Source organism: Pseudoalteromonas sp. Of11M-6, from assembly GCF_022347905.1.
Taxonomy (GTDB): domain Bacteria; phylum Pseudomonadota; class Gammaproteobacteria; order Enterobacterales; family Alteromonadaceae; genus Pseudoalteromonas.
In genome coordinates this window covers 1-15,132 of record NZ_JAKRFW010000001.1, presented here as the reverse complement: position 1 = coordinate 15,132, position 15,132 = coordinate 1, and the positions used below count along the sequence as shown (strand labels likewise).

Here is a 15,132-nt window from a genome sequence, read left to right as displayed (position 1 = left end):
GCGGGGGCTAATTGCCCCTGTTGTTATTTCTGGAGAATGCAAAGTGACTAATAAAAGTAAGGCCATTAAAGGCTTCACCCTAGTTGAATTGTTAATTGTAATGGTTATCCTCGGATTGCTGGCCTCAGTGATCGCGCCAAGGATGTTTAGTAAAGTAGATTCAGCTCGTGAGGCAAGTGCCAGAGCGCAGATGCAAGTATTATCCACCGCATTGGACGCATATAGACTCGATCTTGGCTACTATCCAAATAGTTTGGACGATCTCGTTCAAAGTGATTTACCTCAGTGGGACGGCCCTTACTTCTCTAAAGCTATTCCCAAAGATCCATGGAATAATGCCTATTTATACGAACGCAAAGCAAATGAGCAAGGCAGAGAAGATTTTCAGCTAAAAAGCTTAGGTCGTGATGGCAAGTTGGGCGGTGAAGGTGAAGATGCAGACGTGGAACTCTAAGGTTAAGTCTTGGGTAGAAAATAATGTTATCTTAGAGCCTGGAAGACTAGAACAGGCTGAACGATTTTTAATCGACACCGATGATAAGCTAGATACATTGTTGATTAACTCTGGATGGCTAGATGAAGAAAAAATTCCAAACCTTTATGCATCTTTGCTAGGTTGTAAAGTGTGGCAGGGGATCCCTGAGTACTCAGATGATGCACTAGCGGCATTAGAATCAATCAATGTTGAGTTTTTGTTGAATAATGACTTTATACCTTTAAATGCAAGTCAAAAATGTATAGAGGTTGGCTTTAGCAATCCACATTGTCCGCATGTCATCGACTATTTAAGATTACTAAATGCCGAAGTGGTTTTTTATGTGCTATCGAGCAAAGAGATTGAACTGCTCAAAGAGCATTGTAAAACGTTTATCTTTAAGCATGAAGTGACACCAGTAAATGCTGAAAACCTTAATGCGCTTAAAGAGCTTGCATTAGGCGCTCCTACTGTCAACTTGGTAAACAGTCTAATCAATAAAGGCGTTAGGCTTGGTGCATCGGATTTACATATTGAACCTGTCGATGGTCGATATCGAGCACGTTACAGAATTGACGGTATTTTAAAAGAAGCAGAACCGATCCCTAATAGCTTACAGCTTGCAGTTGTATCTAGGATAAAGATATTGTCGGGTATGGATATTGCTGAGAAGCGAAGACCACAAGACGGAAAGATTGCAATGAAGGCGGGGGCGACAGATTTAGATATCCGCTGTTCAACACTTCCTCTAGGGGAAGGCGAAAGTATAGTAATGCGGTTTTTGATTAAAAGTGCTGTACGCTTCAATTTGTCAAATCTAGGATATTCTGAAGATTTGATTGAAAAGATCAATGCTGATATCAAGAAGACGTCAGGAGTGATACTTATGACCGGTCCTACCGGTTCTGGTAAAACAACTTCTCTATACTCATTCCTAAGTCAGATAAATAGTCCTGATGTTAAAATTGTCACATTAGAGGATCCAATCGAATATCAGCTTCCCGGTGTTAATCAAGTTCAAGTCAATGCAGAGATTGGCTATGACTTCTCGACGGGTCTACGTAGTATTGTTCGTCAAGATCCAGACGTTATCATGGTTGGTGAAATACGGGACAATGAAACAGCAAAAATTGCGCTACAATCAGCTCTGACTGGTCACTTAGTATTTAGTACTGTGCATACCAACGACGCTCCGTCAGCCTACACGCGGTTGCTAGATTTAGGGATCCAAGAATATCTTTTAAATGCAGGCCTTGTTTCTATTATGGCGCAGCGTTTAGCGAGAAAGCTTTGCGAGCATTGTAAAGAACCTCTGTCTGCGCAAGAGTCTGAGTTTTTAGTATCAAAATATGGCTTAGATAAGTTAGCCGAGAAATCCATTTCTTTATTTAAACCGTCGGCTTGCTCCCATTGCGAGCAAACAGGTTATCAAGGGCGAGTAGCCTTTTTGGAGTATTTACCCTGCGATAGTGACGTAAAGAGAATGGCAAAAGATGAAAAGCTTTTAGACAACTTATATGAACTGATGAAACAAAAACATCTAAGAACGTTAAAGGAAGACGGCTTTCTCAAAGCAATCCAAGGGATCACGACAATTGATGAAGTGTTAAGGGTGGCTGGGTGAGTAAGTCCTTCAAATATAAAGTTGTTAATGAGTCAGGTATGGTGGAACAGGGTGAAGTCCATGCCACCAGTTTAGCTTCGGCGCAAGCTAAACTGGAAGAAGACTTTAAACTTGTGTTATCAGTAAAAGAAAATAGTACGCTTTTTGAACGTAACCGAGTCAGCTTGAAAGAACTTGAAGAAGCGACTAGTCAGCTTGCGACACTGTTACATAATGGCCTACGAATTGATAAAGCGATAGCCGTACTTGCTCAAGCAAGCAGTAGCTCAGCGATAGGGGGAGTTTGGCGTCAGGTATTATCTGATTTGAAGCATGGCGGTTCTCTTAGTGATTCGCTAGCAGATAAGCCTAATGTTTTTCCTAAGCTATTCGTTGAAATGACAAAGATTGGTGAAAGTACTGGAACACTACCCTTAGTATTTGAAAGATTGAGCCAGAATTTACGCTTTCAATATGAACTTAAAAGCAAGGTAATGCAGGCTGCTACCTATCCAATTTTTATTTTGATTGTTTGTATTTTAGCTATTTGGGGCATTTTTACTTTTGTAGTACCAAGTATGTCAGCAATGTTTGAAGGGGTGGATCAAGTTCCTGAGTACACTCAATTGCTGTTAAATATGTCGAGCTGGGTTATTCAATATCAAGGCGTTATATTTGTTGCACTCATTGGTATTCCAATCGGAGTTGCATTAGCCCTGCAAAAACATCAACTGAGAACTAAGCTACTAAACTTCTTAAGTGGTTTCCCGATAGCTAAAAGTCTAATTACGTTTTCAGATCGAATTAGATTTTCTACTGCCTTGCAGCTTACGTTGGAAAGTGGCGTTAGCCTTTCGTCCAGCCTTGAATTAGCAAGTGAGACAGTTATCAACCCTCAATTGAGCGATAAGTTGAAGAAAACAAAAGTCGAGGTTTCCAGTGGTGAAAGTATTTCTGGAGCGGTAGCTAAGCTGAAGCTTTTCGATGAAATTTCGCTTTCTCTGATCACTGTTGGTGAGGAGAGCGGCAATTTAGAAATGTCGTTTTCAGAAATATCACGGAGAAGTCGACAGTCTTTCGAGCAATGGTTAATGAAATTTACAGCGCTATTGGAGCCGCTTTTAATATTGATAATGGGTGGCATTGTTGGCTCAGTCGTTATCGTTATGTTATTAAGTATTGTGTCTATGAACGATGTCTCTTTCTAATAAAAAGGGTTTTACCTTGGTGGAGCTTTTGATTGTGCTTGCGCTTGTAGGGCTTGCAAGCTCCATTGTGTTGCCAAATTTATGGGGACAGTTAGATAAAATAAGATACTTGGCAGAGAAACGGCAAGTAACGGCTTTGCTTGAGTATGCGAGACTATACGCCTTTTACAACAACCAGCGTCTGTTGATTTCAAGCCAAGAGACTTCGTTAACCATTACCTTGCCTAAGCTTGAAACATCAGAGGTGAGCTCGGGTGAAGATGACAAGCCATCTAGCCTCGAGGACGATATTGACTCTGAAGTACCAAGTAGTCAGAGTGTTCGAATTGTAAAACAGGTGCACTTCAAACATGTAAAACTCAATGAAAAGGACTTTGAAATATCTCCTCTTTCCTATATTGCATTTAGCCATAGCAGCTTGGAACTAATAAAAGGGTCAAATGGTGAAATCTAATAAAGGTATGACTCTAATTGAAGTTCTGATTGCGTCCATTTTACTATTCATCGCTATTACGAGCTTAACCTATGTTATGCGATCGTATTTCCTTTTTGAAAGTCGTCTGGATAGGAATCTTGTTCGCGCCAAAGTGGTTGAGCTAGCTTTGGACGAAATACAATACCAATATCAATATTTAAGCAAAAACAAAGGGGAGCTTGTTGTTGATGGTATGGTTTTCAACTGGGGAGTTGAAGTTTTAGAAAAGAAGAAAGCGCAGCGTGTGATTTCAGATGAGAATGGGCAGTCCTCCGAAGTGGGTGAAATCGTCCTGTATGAGGCCACGGTTTATGATGCTCTAGATGAATATGAGGTTGCGAAGTTTAAAGATGTATTTTGGCAATTTTAAACCAAAGCAAACAGCTTTCACGTTAGTTGAAGTACTTGTTGCGATGACTATTTTTAGTATTGTCATTGCTATATCCGTTTCTTCTTATCGGTTTGCGCTACAACAAATGGGTAAGAAGGTCGACAAGGCAGAGGTTCGAGCTTTAGCTTCTTTAAAAGTGTTGAGGCAGCAAATGAAAGGAGTGAAACCTTACTTCGTTAGTGTTTATGACAAGCCTAGCGATATGCCGTTTTTTGTGGGCAGTCAAAAAGAAATTACTTTTATTACCGAAGCTTCATTGCTCACAAAGTCCCCTCTTTCCATCGTTAGTTTGTTCTCTACGGATCAAGGGATAAGCTATTGCGAGTTGCCATTCGGCAGCGTAGGACTGCCGGATTATAGGCAAGGTAATGATCGGTGCGAAAACCCTACTGTACTCTTTGAAGGGGAGAATGTACGTTTTCGCTATTTTGGTTGGAAAGACCAGTTTGAGTTTTATAACTACTTTTCTGAATATTTTGCACCTCCAACAAAACCTAAGCCAACATGGTATAGCAATTATGATGGAAGGGAGCGAGGGATAACTCCGATTTTTATTGAAATATTGTTTGATACAAACAACGGTGAAAGTGAGTCTTTTAAAGTACGACTACCAGAGTTTAACTACCTAGAGCGGAATACTCAAAATGCATTTGAAGGCTAAAAATGACGGTGCGGCACTGCTAATCGTTCTTATGATTTCAGCCTGCCTAGCAGCTATTATGATGTTTTTTTCTACTCAAGGGCAGTTAACCAATAATTATACTGAGATTTTGAAAAATAGAAGCAATGTTGAACTTGAGGTACACTCCATCCAGTCCGAGTTAGTATTTGAATTAATTACAACACCACTGAGTGTACTTGGGCCAACGAGTAGTTCGGGTGAGCAATTTACTGATAGTACATTTTTCGACAATATCAACGGTAAACCCTTTAAATATCAAGATTATGACATTGTAGTACAGGATCTGTTCGGTGTAGTTTCATTAATGCCATTTGATGAAAAGCGATTTCGGCAACTTATTTTACGTGAAACAACGCCTGAAAATTTGCAAACTATTATGGACAGGCTTGACGATTGGCAGGATAAGGATGATTTAGTGAGGTTAGAGGGAGCTGAAAAGGGTGACTATGAGCAACCATTTCTGCCAGCAAACAAAACAATTCAAAGCAAGCAAGAATTACGTTATATCTTAGGTGATGATTCGCTTTTTGAAAAAGTTGCAGGCAATCTTGTGATGTATGGTTCGCCGTACCTTGTTCGACAATTTGCACCAAGCAATTTATACTCCGTGCTTGGCTTTTCCAACAATAGCGACACCTCAGGCAGCGCAGAAAGTGGAAATGAGAGGGTATACCCTAGTGGTCGTTTTAAGATAAAAATTTTGTCTAGAACCAATTCAAATTATGCCAAGCAATTTGTTTTTTACAGAGGGGTTGGCTCGATACGCCCTTACTTTATTAGTAATGAGAAGTTAGTTTTTTAAATATGCATGAGAATCTGAAAAAGCTAGGCTCAGTCAACGCGTTACTGTGGTTGAAGTACACCATCAATGCGGCTGGAGAGTTGGAATCTACAGAACGAAAAAAGCCCTCGTTTGCGTTAGGGACAGCATGTGTTGTTGCTCGGCAGCAGCTTTGGGTAATTGAAAGAACATATGCGCTTAAGCTGCTTCCGGAATTAAAGAACCTTATCAACGCAGAGAAAGCGACTAAATTACCGCTGAAAGGTGAGGTATTTTGGCAATTTCGTCTGCTTAGTGACGCCAAAAAATTCAAGCTCACTTTTTTTGTCTTGCCGTCAGCGGCCAAAGAGCAAATTCCTGATGACTGTTTATATATTATACCTGAGCATGATCGGGTGGAAGATGAGTCGCCATTTGCACTCTTAAGTACTGAAGGAAGCACTCAAGCTGAATTATTAAAGACTGCGGACACCCTATCTTATACTGACCTATTCAGTTTACGAACAAAAACTCAGGTCAGTAAAGCAACACAAAAAATGAGTAATAAAACGTTGGGGATTGCGCTGTCAGCGCTCGCAGGGGCCGCTCTGTTGTCTACTTCTCTCTATACTGAATACAAATTATCGACACTACAAGCACTGAAGTTAGCGAATGAACCAGTGGTTGATGAGGCACTATTAAAACGAAAGACCTTGGATGGTCGAGGGGCGCAAATTGAAGGATTAACAGTGTTTTTTGCAGAAAACCCGAATGTATTGAATAAGTTAGCTTTAATTGATACTGGGGATATAGAGGTGATGTACGATCAAGTTGTTATTATTCCAACAGGCGCACAGCTCCGAGGAAGGACTGCGAATGCCACTGCTTTGCTACAAAAGTATAGTGAAGCGGAACATGTATCAGAAGCAAAGTTTACTAGGGCGTTAATCAAACATAACTCAGGTAAAGAAATATTCTCAATACAGGTAGATTGGAAATGAGTGCGCAGTTAACACCAAAAGCAAAGTTAGGCTTAGTAGCGATCATAGGGATCCTTGTGTTGGAATTTTTTGTCTTTCCTTGGTGGGATTGGGTAGCTGATAAAAGAAGAGAAATTGATAGCCTTAATCAATTAATAAGCAAACAACAGAAGGTAATAACGTCCGTTGATCTATTAGACGAGAAACAAAAGCGCTTTGAAGCTGAACTGCAAACATTTGCCAACCTTCCCCGTTTGAAAAAAGACGATAATGTGAGCTTGATTTGGTTAAAAGCAATTGATGATGCAACTGCGGAACTCGAAATAGAAGTTAATAATAAATCTCCAAAACGAGCGGTAAAAATAAATGATGGTTACTCAGCTTTTACAGGAAATTTGCACGTAGAAGGGCCGCTTAATCAGATCATTGCGCTGCTAGATAGTTTAGAAGACATAGAAAAAGGAAAAAAGGTGAGACAGGTATCTTTTTTCCAAGAAATTGCTAATCAAGGATTTGCAACGGCAAACATTGAATTTGTGCAGGTGTATTCAACATTATGAGAAACTTAGCCATTTTTTTTACGGCGTTAATTTTTGCCTGTTATTTGTTTATATCGTACATCATAAGCCTTCAAAGCTCGTATGAAGAGGTTAATTTAAACAACGAACTTGACCAAAACCAGAAAGCAAAAGTGACGTTTGAGAAGTTTGAACCAAAACGTTTCGCAGATTTTTTTAATATTGAATACAAAAAAATCGAAAAAGTACAAAGTAATGAAAAGAAAGTCACAGAGGTAAAGGTTTCACCTATCGCAATATATGTAACCGGTGGAAAATCTCAGGCGCTGCTTAGGGTCACGGGTGACAATATTAATGAGATAAAACCAGTCTCAATTGGTGAATCATTTTTCCATTATACAGTTAATGATATTATTGCAGGTTCAGTTATTATATCTGATGGTAATAATATCAGCATTGAAATGTATAAAAGTGTTCTATTAGAGGTTGAAGTATCCCCACAAGCTGGAGACGTTTAAAGTGGTATTTTCAAAAATAAATCATAACGCCTTATTTTTTAGCGTGTTGTTGGTTTCCGGCTGTGCAGCCAACAACCCAAAGTTAAACAAGGAATTAAAAGTTACCCCTTCAATTATTAGCAGTGAGCGCGCTGCAATTGAAAGTGAAAATCTTGAAGAAAGCGGGAGTAAATCCGAACGCGTTTACAGTGAAACTGACATTAGTGACTGGGGCGGTGTATCGGCAGTAAATCAAGATTCTATTGATGTGCCTGCGTTAGAAGGGCCAAGTGTATCATTTGCCGCGGATGAACTGCCAATAAAAGAGTTTTCTAATCGTGCATTTCAAGAAATTTTGGGTATCAATTATGTACTATCTGCTGAATTAGCTGCATCTAGTAAAAAGCTGACATTAAATTTCTCTGAAGAAATTCCACGTCCTGAGTTTTACCAGGCTGTTATTAAAACAATGCAAGAAAGTGGAATTAGCGCGTACTACAAAGATAAAATTATCTACCTTACTTTAGCGCAGGGTAGGGACAAGAAAAACACAATTTCTGTTGGTATAGGTAAAGCTGTAGAAGATGTTCCTGATGTTGGAGGAGCTATCACTCAAATAGTTCCATTTGTATATAGCAGCAGTAGAAATTTAACTAGCATTTTAGATAAGTTATCGACAGCGACGGTAACCGTTTATGGAGCTCAAAAGTTACTTATATTAGAGGGCGAGAAGAGTGAAATAATTAGAGCGGTTAACCTGATTAATATGCTTGATGTCCCAAGAGCATACGGAAGAGAAATCAGATTATTTGAGTTTGCCCACATTGCACCTGACGATGGTGTTAAGAAAATTAGAGAGCTGTTAACTGAAGATGGATTAGCTATGGGCTCTAGCGGCGATGTATCCTTTGTTACCATTCCACGTATCAACTCTGTTGTTGTTTATGCCAGCAGTGCGGAAATTGTGGATAGAATGAGCTTCTGGGCACAAAAAATAGATGTGCCAATAGCTGGAGATGAGCGCCAATATTTTGTGTTTAAGCCGCTATATGCAAAAGCAGAAGATATGAAAACGGCATTAGCCCCATTATTGCAGAATTTCCAATCAGATAAAAACGGTGAGAGCAGCTCAGCTCAAGGCGGATCAACCCCTGATGGAAAGCTAAGCTTCTCTTTGAATAAACAACAAAACTCATTGATATTCTATGCGACAAAAGACGAGTACCGCTTGGTCGAATCTCTACTTGAAAAGATGGATTCTTTACCGGGCCAGGTAATCCTTGATGTCACTATTTTAGAAGTCACATTGACAGACTCAGCAGCCACTGGAGTTGAATGGGCGTATAACAGCAAGGGGATGAAGAAACCTGGAAGTAGTTTTACCCTGAGTAGTGCTGAAGGTGCTATTGCTGGTACGGTAATATCAGGCAACTGGAAAGCTGAACCTCAATGGAAAGATAAGAGCGAAGATATTCGAGTATTATCGAGACCATATTTTATTGTCAGAGATGGCGAATCTGCAACAATCAACTCTGGGCTGCAGGTACCAATTATTACCCAAACGGTAGAAGATATAGGTAATAATAACTCGGTATCAAATTCCGTACAGTATCGTTCTACAGGGATTAGTGTAAGCATATCGCCAACGATTAACTCACAAGGAGTTATCTCGTTATCCGTTTCTATGTCAAATAGTAACGCAGAATCGAATGAGTTAGGTGGTTCAAATTCACCGGTGATTACAAACCGTTCAATTAGCACCGAAATATTATCGAGTGATGGGCAGACGGTTGCATTAGGGGGTCTTATCCAAGAGTCGAAAAATGATCAGGACAATAGCGTCCCCTTACTTTCAGAATTGCCATTACTAGGTAATCTATTTAAAAGTAAGTCTGACTCTGTAACCAAAACAGAGTTAATCATGTTGATAACAACCAAGATTGTAAAAGAGTCTACCGAAGTGGATGACTTCACAAATGCACTGTCAGAGCTTTACAGTACACCTATAACGATTAATTAGGTCGGGTTGAAGCGCTGCTCACTAAAGGTGAACAGCGCTTTTGAGTTGGTTAAGAGTTTTGTAACAGCCTAGTACTAATTGGCTCATCCTGAAACTAATTTGATTTATTGAATTACTTGAAGATCTAAACGATCTTACTATCCTCAAATTTCTGCTTTTTGAATCACACAAGCAAAAAAATTGCAATTCAAGTGTAAAAAATGAAACCAAAATCAACCATGCACACTCCACAAAAGCACCTGTTTTAAATCAAGCTGATTGATATTGTTTCACCGCGTTATGGGCTAGTGAAGCAGGTAAAACTCATTGATTGGTAGTGCTTTCTAAGTCGAGCAGATTCAGTTGCTAGGTGAGGTTTAGGCGACGCTTACAGCTTTTTTATGTTTAGCTATTAAAAGTGCAAAGCACTGTGCAATGGCAGTGACAGAAGTGCTGTTGACAAAGATAATGCTCAGTTTGGATTGATTTAGTGCAGCCAGTCTGAGCATCAAAACGCCAATATTCAGAATCGACAGTCGACTTCCTGTGGTAAAAATACGCCATAGCTTATGCCGTGTTACGATATACATCGTCAGCAGTTAATGTTTCATTTTATGGAGGAGATTATGTGCTTTTGATATGGTCCTTACCCAGATAATCAAGATAAACCATCAGTGCGGCGACAAACGCAGACCAAAGCGCAGAGCGGTAGGCATCTAAGGGAGTGCCTGTAAAAGCATAAAGAATAGCTGCGGTAACAGACAAGTGAGCTGATACGGACAGTTTAAGGTGTGTAAAACCTAAAGTAGCAATATGCCTTCTTGAAGTAAAACATACCTTTAATGAATAAAAATAAAAAATAATCAATACAGATGTAATAGCAATAAGACCAAATAGACCATATCTAAATAAGTAATCTAAATAGGTATTCTCTATGATCACTCCGTCATAGGCGAGAGGGGAACCTGAATACCAGTATTCAAGACCTTGGCTCAAAGCGGTAATTGTTTGGGCTTTTCTAGTTGACGTTGAGCCATCCAATTCACCTGAACTCATCAACTCAATAAATTGGACAATATACTGTAAATTGATATCTAGCTGGAGGATGGCAAGTATAGCTAGGCCTATAAAACAGCCTTTTAAAATAAGCAGTTTTTTTGCTATTCCTAAATTCAATGCAACGGATAAAGCTGAGAAGTAAATGGCAATTATTGCGGTGGCTAGATATCCCGTCTTAGATTGGGAAAGAAAAATGGCTAAGAAGATAAAAGTAATGCTAATGCCAGCTGTTACTTTCTTTTTTCCTAGGAAAAACTCCATAATGCAGTAGACAAGAAAAAAACTGAGGACATAGCAGGTGATGTATACCCATTCAAAGGTTCCTGGAGCTCTAAATCCGAAGCCAGCATAAACTTGCCTTGAGTTGATGATTTTTAATGCTGGTATATCACCTAAAATGATCTGCAATGCGATAAAAACTAGCTGCAGAATCATCATTCCAAGCAGCACTTTAGTAAGTTTTGGTAAGTCTTGTAGTTGAAAGTGTGTGCGTAACAAAGAAAAGAATGCTGCAGTATAAAAAAACAGAAAAAATGGCTTAATTAATACGCCAAAGTGGAAGCTTGAAAAGTGTTGCCACTGAAATGGAAATGTAATCAGCATTGCTACTGTAGGTAATAAGTAGACATATGCCAAGCTAGGTAAAGCGAACTTTGTCCTCGTTGCTAAAATGCTGATAGTCAACATTCCAAGCATTACAATAAAGTAAGACTTTTGCATAACCGTTGGCGCAATTGACGGTATGAAGTACGTAGGCCAATAGAAAAGAAGAAATATCGCCGCAAAAGTTACAAATTGAGGAAAGCTAGCTCGTTGCATTGACTACTTCTTTTTTAGCATGTGATATAGGTAGCTAACAATAAACTTCGGATATTGGCGGATAACGCGATCCCGAACATGTTTGTGTTTAACCATACGTTGTAGCCACCGTAGTCCTAATTTCTTTATTATAGGGTGGTAATAATCTGGTTTTATTGAAGTCTGTGTTAGAAATCCACCACAAGTAATGAACAGCATAGGTAAGTGAATTTTGTTTTTAGCGGTTACGCAGAATTGCTCTTGATATGGAGTACCCATACCAACTAATACTACATTTACGTTGCGTTCTTCCAACTCTTTCAACACGGGGGCTGTATCATCAATATACCCGTCTCGAGCATAAACAATATGAATATTTGGATATTGTTGCTTGAGGACCTTTACTGCTTTTTCATTTTCGTCTGCAGTTGCACCAATAACAGCTAAATTTAAATGTTCGTCACTAATATGCTGAAGAAACGGTGCTGCAATTGAGCTATAGTCAAAACTTGCACGCGTTATTTTAGGTAGAAACAAGTTATTTAGCTTACAAAGTAGCGCACCATCTGAAAAAAAGTAATCAATATTTTCGACCAGCTCAGGCCGTTTTTGTACTTCATGGTAAGAAAATGGGTTAACGAATGAAATCGCAACAGGCTTGTCTGCCTTTAAGGCATTTGCTCGTATTGCATCAAACTGGTCGCCTGAGTAAATTTTTTTATTGAGAAGGTCTTTCATAAAAAGTGAATTTTATTACCGTAGATTAGTTTATTGGCTTTTTAATAGCCTTTTTGTATTCAGCTCACAAATAACAAGATTTCTATCAAAAAGAGTAAATTACCAAAGTTGTAATTTGTATTCGTTGGTAACAACACTTTGATGTATTACCAACGTCTATGTGTTTATCTATTTCTTTGTGAGTAAAAGCGGACGAGATAGATAAAAGTTGCAAATAAACCACCTAAAATCGTTAAGATGATTACGATAAAAGCGCGCTTTGGTGCATACTTCTCTTCTTCGAAGCTTGGTGGATCAATTGTGGTAAAGATATATTCGTCTTCAATTTCAGTGAGCATTTTTTGCTTCGTTTGCTCTTCAATCAAACGATAAAAGACCACTTGCATATCTGCAATAGTTGTTTGTTCTAACTTTCTATTTAAATACTCAATACTTTTTTCAGCTTGCTTGATGTCGTAAGTTTGCATTGTTTGATTAATTTCGCTTATCAATGTGTCCAATATCTTCTGGGCAAAGTACGGCGAAAGGTGTTCAAACGAAATGGTAAACATCCCATTTCTTTGCTCTTCTACACTAAGCATTTTGGAAAAAGCTTTGTAGGTTTCCCACAGTTGTGCTCGTTCATCCAACTCAAGGAACTGAGTCGTCTTAGGGTCTATTATTGCCTCGTCAAGAGTGAGCGTATTAGTTTCAACATCCCATGATTTGGATGCGATGAGTGGAATGATTAAGTTCTGTTCATCAAATAATCGGTATAAAAATTCTTTGCTTTGAAGTTTTGCCAGTGCGACTTCAGTTTTAAATCCACCGTTTTGGGCTGGTGAAATTCCAGCTAATGCAGCAAGTCCTCCTAAAGAACTACCTAAGTCAGCTGATGCATTTTTCAAGCTTTGTGTTGGTGCTAACACTACGCTCGAACGATATGTGTTTGGTAAGCTGAGCGCTAACATCACTCCGGCGATAGCAAATATAAAACTGATGCCTAATATCATTAGTTTTGCTGACCATAAAAACTTAGCTAATTCTGAAAATTCAGGTGGTTCATTCCGCGTGATTAGTGTCGACTCGGACATTAGGCAATTATTCCATGATGCTTAAAAAAAGATGCATTATACAGGATTTGAAAGATCAATAAACAGGTTGCTATGTAATCTTAATAGGCATGTAAAGTATGGCTAAGCTTGGATATTTTTACTGATAAAACATGTGATTATCATTAGTATGGACAGCGGGGCTGCTTTTGTTTACGACAAGAGCAAATCACGGGTTAACGTTAAATAACAAAAGATCACAACAAGAACGTTTTTATTCGTTTCAAATTTATGTAAAACATCTATTGAAGCGGTTGTTTGGGTAGTGCATTGGTGGTATCAATCGGCTATAATGCTCCAGTTTTAAAGAACACACCTGCATGCGCTCACTGAAGAGGTTGTAAACGACAAAGAGGTCATAGAGTGGTTTTATATTTTTACATTCACAGATTTTGTACTTCAAACTCGACTATTCAGGTGAATTCATTAATGGAGAATCTATAGTGGAGCTCATGTTAGCCTTATTGTTTTCGTTCGCAATGTCTTTAGCCGCAATTGGTGTCGTGCGGCCCATGGCGATCCGTTTTAATTTGGTTGATAAGCCGAACGAGAGAAAGAAGCATGAAGGACATATACCCCTAATCGGTGGAATTGCCGTTTTTAGTAGTATTTTCATTACATCTAGCCTCTTTTTTCCTTTTAGTATCGAATTAGGTTGTTACCTTTTAGCATCAGGCCTCATGGTGCTGATAGGAGTGATGGATGACAAGCACGATTTGAGTGTGCGCTTTAGAATATTTTTTCAAATTGTTGTTGCTTCCCTAATGATATTCTCGATAGATAGTTATATTCAAAATCTAGGGGATCTTTTCTCATTTGGAGACATTAATCTCGGCTGGTTTGGCGTGTTATTTACCTACGTCGCAGTGATCGGGATCATCAATGCTTTTAACATGGTTGACGGTATTGATGGACTTTTGGGGACTATGGCTATCATTACGCTGAGCGCGATATCTATTCTGTTGTTTTTGAGTGGGCAAGAAAATTTACTGTCAGTTTTGTTGGTAGTCGCTCTAGTTCCTTATTTGATTTTCAACTTGGGTGCTTTTGGAACTCAGTATAAGAAAATTTTTATGGGCGATGCTGGCAGTATGTTCATTGGTTTTACCGTGGTGTGGTTACTTGCCATCAACACTCAAGGTGCGACAAGTTCTTTTAGGCCCGTAACAGCACTTTGGATAGTTGCTGTTCCTTTGATGGACATGGCGGCTATTATTATTCGTCGTATACGAAAAGGGAAATCACCATTTAGCCCTGATCGGGACCACCTGCATCACATATTTTTACGCGCCGGCTTTAACTCACGACAAGCCTTATTAGTAATCTCCCTGATTGGTGCTTTATTTGCGTCGATAGGCGTTGCGGGAGAGCTATTTGAGATTCCAGAATCTGTGATGTTTGTCGCTTTTATCGGAATTTTCTTAGTTTATAACTACGCAATTTTGCATGTATGGCGAATCCTAAAATGGTACAGAAAGCACCGCGCATAGGGTTCTCTTTGCTGAACAGTTAGCGCAGATCTGAGCAAGCTTAGGGTTGCGCTAATTCTTCAATCTAGATGATTAGTAGTTCAAAAATACAAGTAAATAGTGTGAATGCACTTAAAGTTCTTCATGTTTCAAAAACCATTCTCGGTCAGTGTTATCAAGTTTCAAAATCCTGCTAAAATTTCGCTATATAATCGGAACTCGGGATAAGAAGTTAGTTAAGCTATTAAAATACCTAAGTTCAAAAGCGCAATATCACGCTAGCCAGAAGTTATTGTCACCTTCCCATAAAATGAGACATGCATAATTGGAGTTTTCTGCAATCATTAAAGCAGGAGACTAACTATGAAAAAATCACGTTTTACCGAATC

At 39.0% G+C, this 15,132-nt stretch carries 15 protein-coding genes; 12 read left to right on the top strand and 3 right to left on the bottom strand.

Annotated elements, in window-relative coordinates:
- Window positions 1-43: 43 nt before the first annotated feature.
- From gspG to MHN32_RS23815, 11 genes are read left to right on the top strand one after another with little or no spacing between them, the layout of a single operon-like run.
- Window positions 44-454 carry a type II secretion system major pseudopilin GspG gene (gspG, locus tag MHN32_RS00075; RefSeq protein ID WP_010605785.1) on the top strand — a complete coding sequence of 137 codons (411 nt, stop codon included), beginning with the start codon at window positions 44-46 and terminating at the stop codon, window positions 452-454.
- Window positions 435-2,099, top strand: a complete 1,665-nt coding sequence (locus MHN32_RS00070; RefSeq protein ID WP_235366810.1) for a GspE/PulE family protein — start codon at window positions 435-437, stop codon at window positions 2,097-2,099. Before gspG ends, MHN32_RS00070 begins: the two co-directional genes overlap by 20 nt.
- Window positions 2,096-3,286, top strand: a complete 1,191-nt coding sequence (locus tag MHN32_RS00065) for a type II secretion system F family protein (RefSeq protein WP_010605783.1) — start codon at window positions 2,096-2,098, stop codon at window positions 3,284-3,286. Before MHN32_RS00070 ends, MHN32_RS00065 begins: the two co-directional genes overlap by 4 nt.
- Window positions 3,273-3,740 carry a type II secretion system protein gene (locus MHN32_RS00060; protein WP_239420478.1) on the top strand — a complete coding sequence of 156 codons (468 nt, stop codon included), beginning with the start codon at window positions 3,273-3,275 and terminating at the stop codon, window positions 3,738-3,740. The genes MHN32_RS00065 and MHN32_RS00060 overlap by 14 nt, the downstream gene beginning before the upstream one ends.
- Window positions 3,727-4,131, top strand: coding sequence for a prepilin-type N-terminal cleavage/methylation domain-containing protein (locus tag MHN32_RS00055; RefSeq protein ID WP_010605781.1), 405 nt, complete (start codon window positions 3,727-3,729; stop codon window positions 4,129-4,131). Before MHN32_RS00060 ends, MHN32_RS00055 begins: the two co-directional genes overlap by 14 nt.
- The gene (locus MHN32_RS00050; protein WP_010605780.1) at window positions 4,112-4,813 is read left to right on the top strand and encodes a type II secretion system protein; all 702 of its coding nucleotides are present in this window, start codon (window positions 4,112-4,114) and stop codon (window positions 4,811-4,813) included. The genes MHN32_RS00055 and MHN32_RS00050 overlap by 20 nt, the downstream gene beginning before the upstream one ends.
- Window positions 4,797-5,636, top strand: coding sequence for a type II secretion system protein GspK (locus tag MHN32_RS00045; RefSeq protein ID WP_239420477.1), 840 nt, complete (start codon window positions 4,797-4,799; stop codon window positions 5,634-5,636). The genes MHN32_RS00050 and MHN32_RS00045 overlap by 17 nt, the downstream gene beginning before the upstream one ends.
- Window positions 5,637-5,638: 2 nt before the next feature.
- Window positions 5,639-6,595: a hypothetical protein gene (locus MHN32_RS00040; RefSeq protein WP_239420476.1), complete on the top strand. Its 957-nt coding sequence runs from the start codon at window positions 5,639-5,641 to the stop codon at window positions 6,593-6,595.
- 59 nt (window positions 6,596-6,654) lie between these two features.
- Complete coding sequence (locus tag MHN32_RS00035) at window positions 6,655-7,134, top strand: hypothetical protein (RefSeq protein WP_157782793.1); 480 nt, start codon at window positions 6,655-6,657, stop codon at window positions 7,132-7,134.
- Window positions 7,131-7,610 (top strand): hypothetical protein, encoded by a 480-nt coding sequence (locus tag MHN32_RS00030; RefSeq protein ID WP_235366817.1) that lies wholly within the window; start codon window positions 7,131-7,133, stop codon window positions 7,608-7,610. The genes MHN32_RS00035 and MHN32_RS00030 overlap by 4 nt, the downstream gene beginning before the upstream one ends.
- Window position 7,611: 1 nt before the next feature.
- Window positions 7,612-9,609, top strand: coding sequence for a secretin N-terminal domain-containing protein (locus tag MHN32_RS23815; protein WP_010605775.1), 1,998 nt, complete (start codon window positions 7,612-7,614; stop codon window positions 9,607-9,609).
- A gap of 603 nt (window positions 9,610-10,212) precedes the next feature.
- On the opposite strand, the gene MHN32_RS00020 is transcribed toward MHN32_RS23815, so the two are convergent.
- The 3 genes from MHN32_RS00020 to MHN32_RS00010 all read right to left on the bottom strand — a co-directional run bounded on the left by MHN32_RS00020 (window position 10,213) and on the right by MHN32_RS00010 (window position 13,256).
- Entirely contained in the window at window positions 10,213-11,466 is a 1,254-nt protein-coding gene (locus MHN32_RS00020) for a hypothetical protein (RefSeq protein ID WP_239420475.1), read from the bottom strand.
- 3 nt (window positions 11,467-11,469) lie between these two features.
- Window positions 11,470-12,183, bottom strand: coding sequence for a WecB/TagA/CpsF family glycosyltransferase (locus MHN32_RS00015; protein ID WP_239420474.1), 714 nt, complete (start codon window positions 12,181-12,183; stop codon window positions 11,470-11,472).
- Between the two features lie 164 nt (window positions 12,184-12,347).
- The gene (locus MHN32_RS00010) at window positions 12,348-13,256 is read right to left on the bottom strand and encodes a Wzz/FepE/Etk N-terminal domain-containing protein (RefSeq protein WP_010605771.1); all 909 of its coding nucleotides are present in this window, start codon (window positions 13,254-13,256) and stop codon (window positions 12,348-12,350) included.
- A gap of 470 nt (window positions 13,257-13,726) precedes the next feature.
- Here MHN32_RS00010 and wecA point away from each other — a divergent pair, with 470 nt between their 5' ends.
- On the top strand, window positions 13,727-14,764 hold the full coding sequence (gene wecA, locus MHN32_RS00005) for a UDP-N-acetylglucosamine--undecaprenyl-phosphate N-acetylglucosaminephosphotransferase (protein WP_039841210.1): 1,038 nt from the start codon (window positions 13,727-13,729) through the stop codon (window positions 14,762-14,764).
- Window positions 14,765-15,132: the final 368 nt, after the last annotated feature.

Coding starts and splice junctions, on each gene's coding strand:
- MHN32_RS00070 (WP_235366810.1), top strand. CDS start 435: ATGCAGACGTGGAACTCTAAGGTTAAGTCTTGGGTAGAAAATAATGTT.
- MHN32_RS00060 (WP_239420478.1), top strand. CDS start 3,273: ATGTCTCTTTCTAATAAAAAGGGTTTTACCTTGGTGGAGCTTTTGATT.
- MHN32_RS00055 (WP_010605781.1), top strand. CDS start 3,727: ATGGTGAAATCTAATAAAGGTATGACTCTAATTGAAGTTCTGATTGCG.
- MHN32_RS00050 (WP_010605780.1), top strand. CDS start 4,112: ATGTATTTTGGCAATTTTAAACCAAAGCAAACAGCTTTCACGTTAGTT.
- MHN32_RS00045 (WP_239420477.1), top strand. CDS start 4,797: ATGCATTTGAAGGCTAAAAATGACGGTGCGGCACTGCTAATCGTTCTT.
- MHN32_RS00040 (WP_239420476.1), top strand. CDS start 5,639: ATGCATGAGAATCTGAAAAAGCTAGGCTCAGTCAACGCGTTACTGTGG.
- MHN32_RS00030 (WP_235366817.1), top strand. CDS start 7,131: ATGAGAAACTTAGCCATTTTTTTTACGGCGTTAATTTTTGCCTGTTAT.
- MHN32_RS00020 (WP_239420475.1), bottom strand. CDS start 11,466: ATGCAACGAGCTAGCTTTCCTCAATTTGTAACTTTTGCGGCGATATTT.
- MHN32_RS00015 (WP_239420474.1), bottom strand. CDS start 12,183: ATGAAAGACCTTCTCAATAAAAAAATTTACTCAGGCGACCAGTTTGAT.
- MHN32_RS00010 (WP_010605771.1), bottom strand. CDS start 13,256: ATGTCCGAGTCGACACTAATCACGCGGAATGAACCACCTGAATTTTCA.
- wecA (WP_039841210.1), top strand. CDS start 13,727: ATGTTAGCCTTATTGTTTTCGTTCGCAATGTCTTTAGCCGCAATTGGT.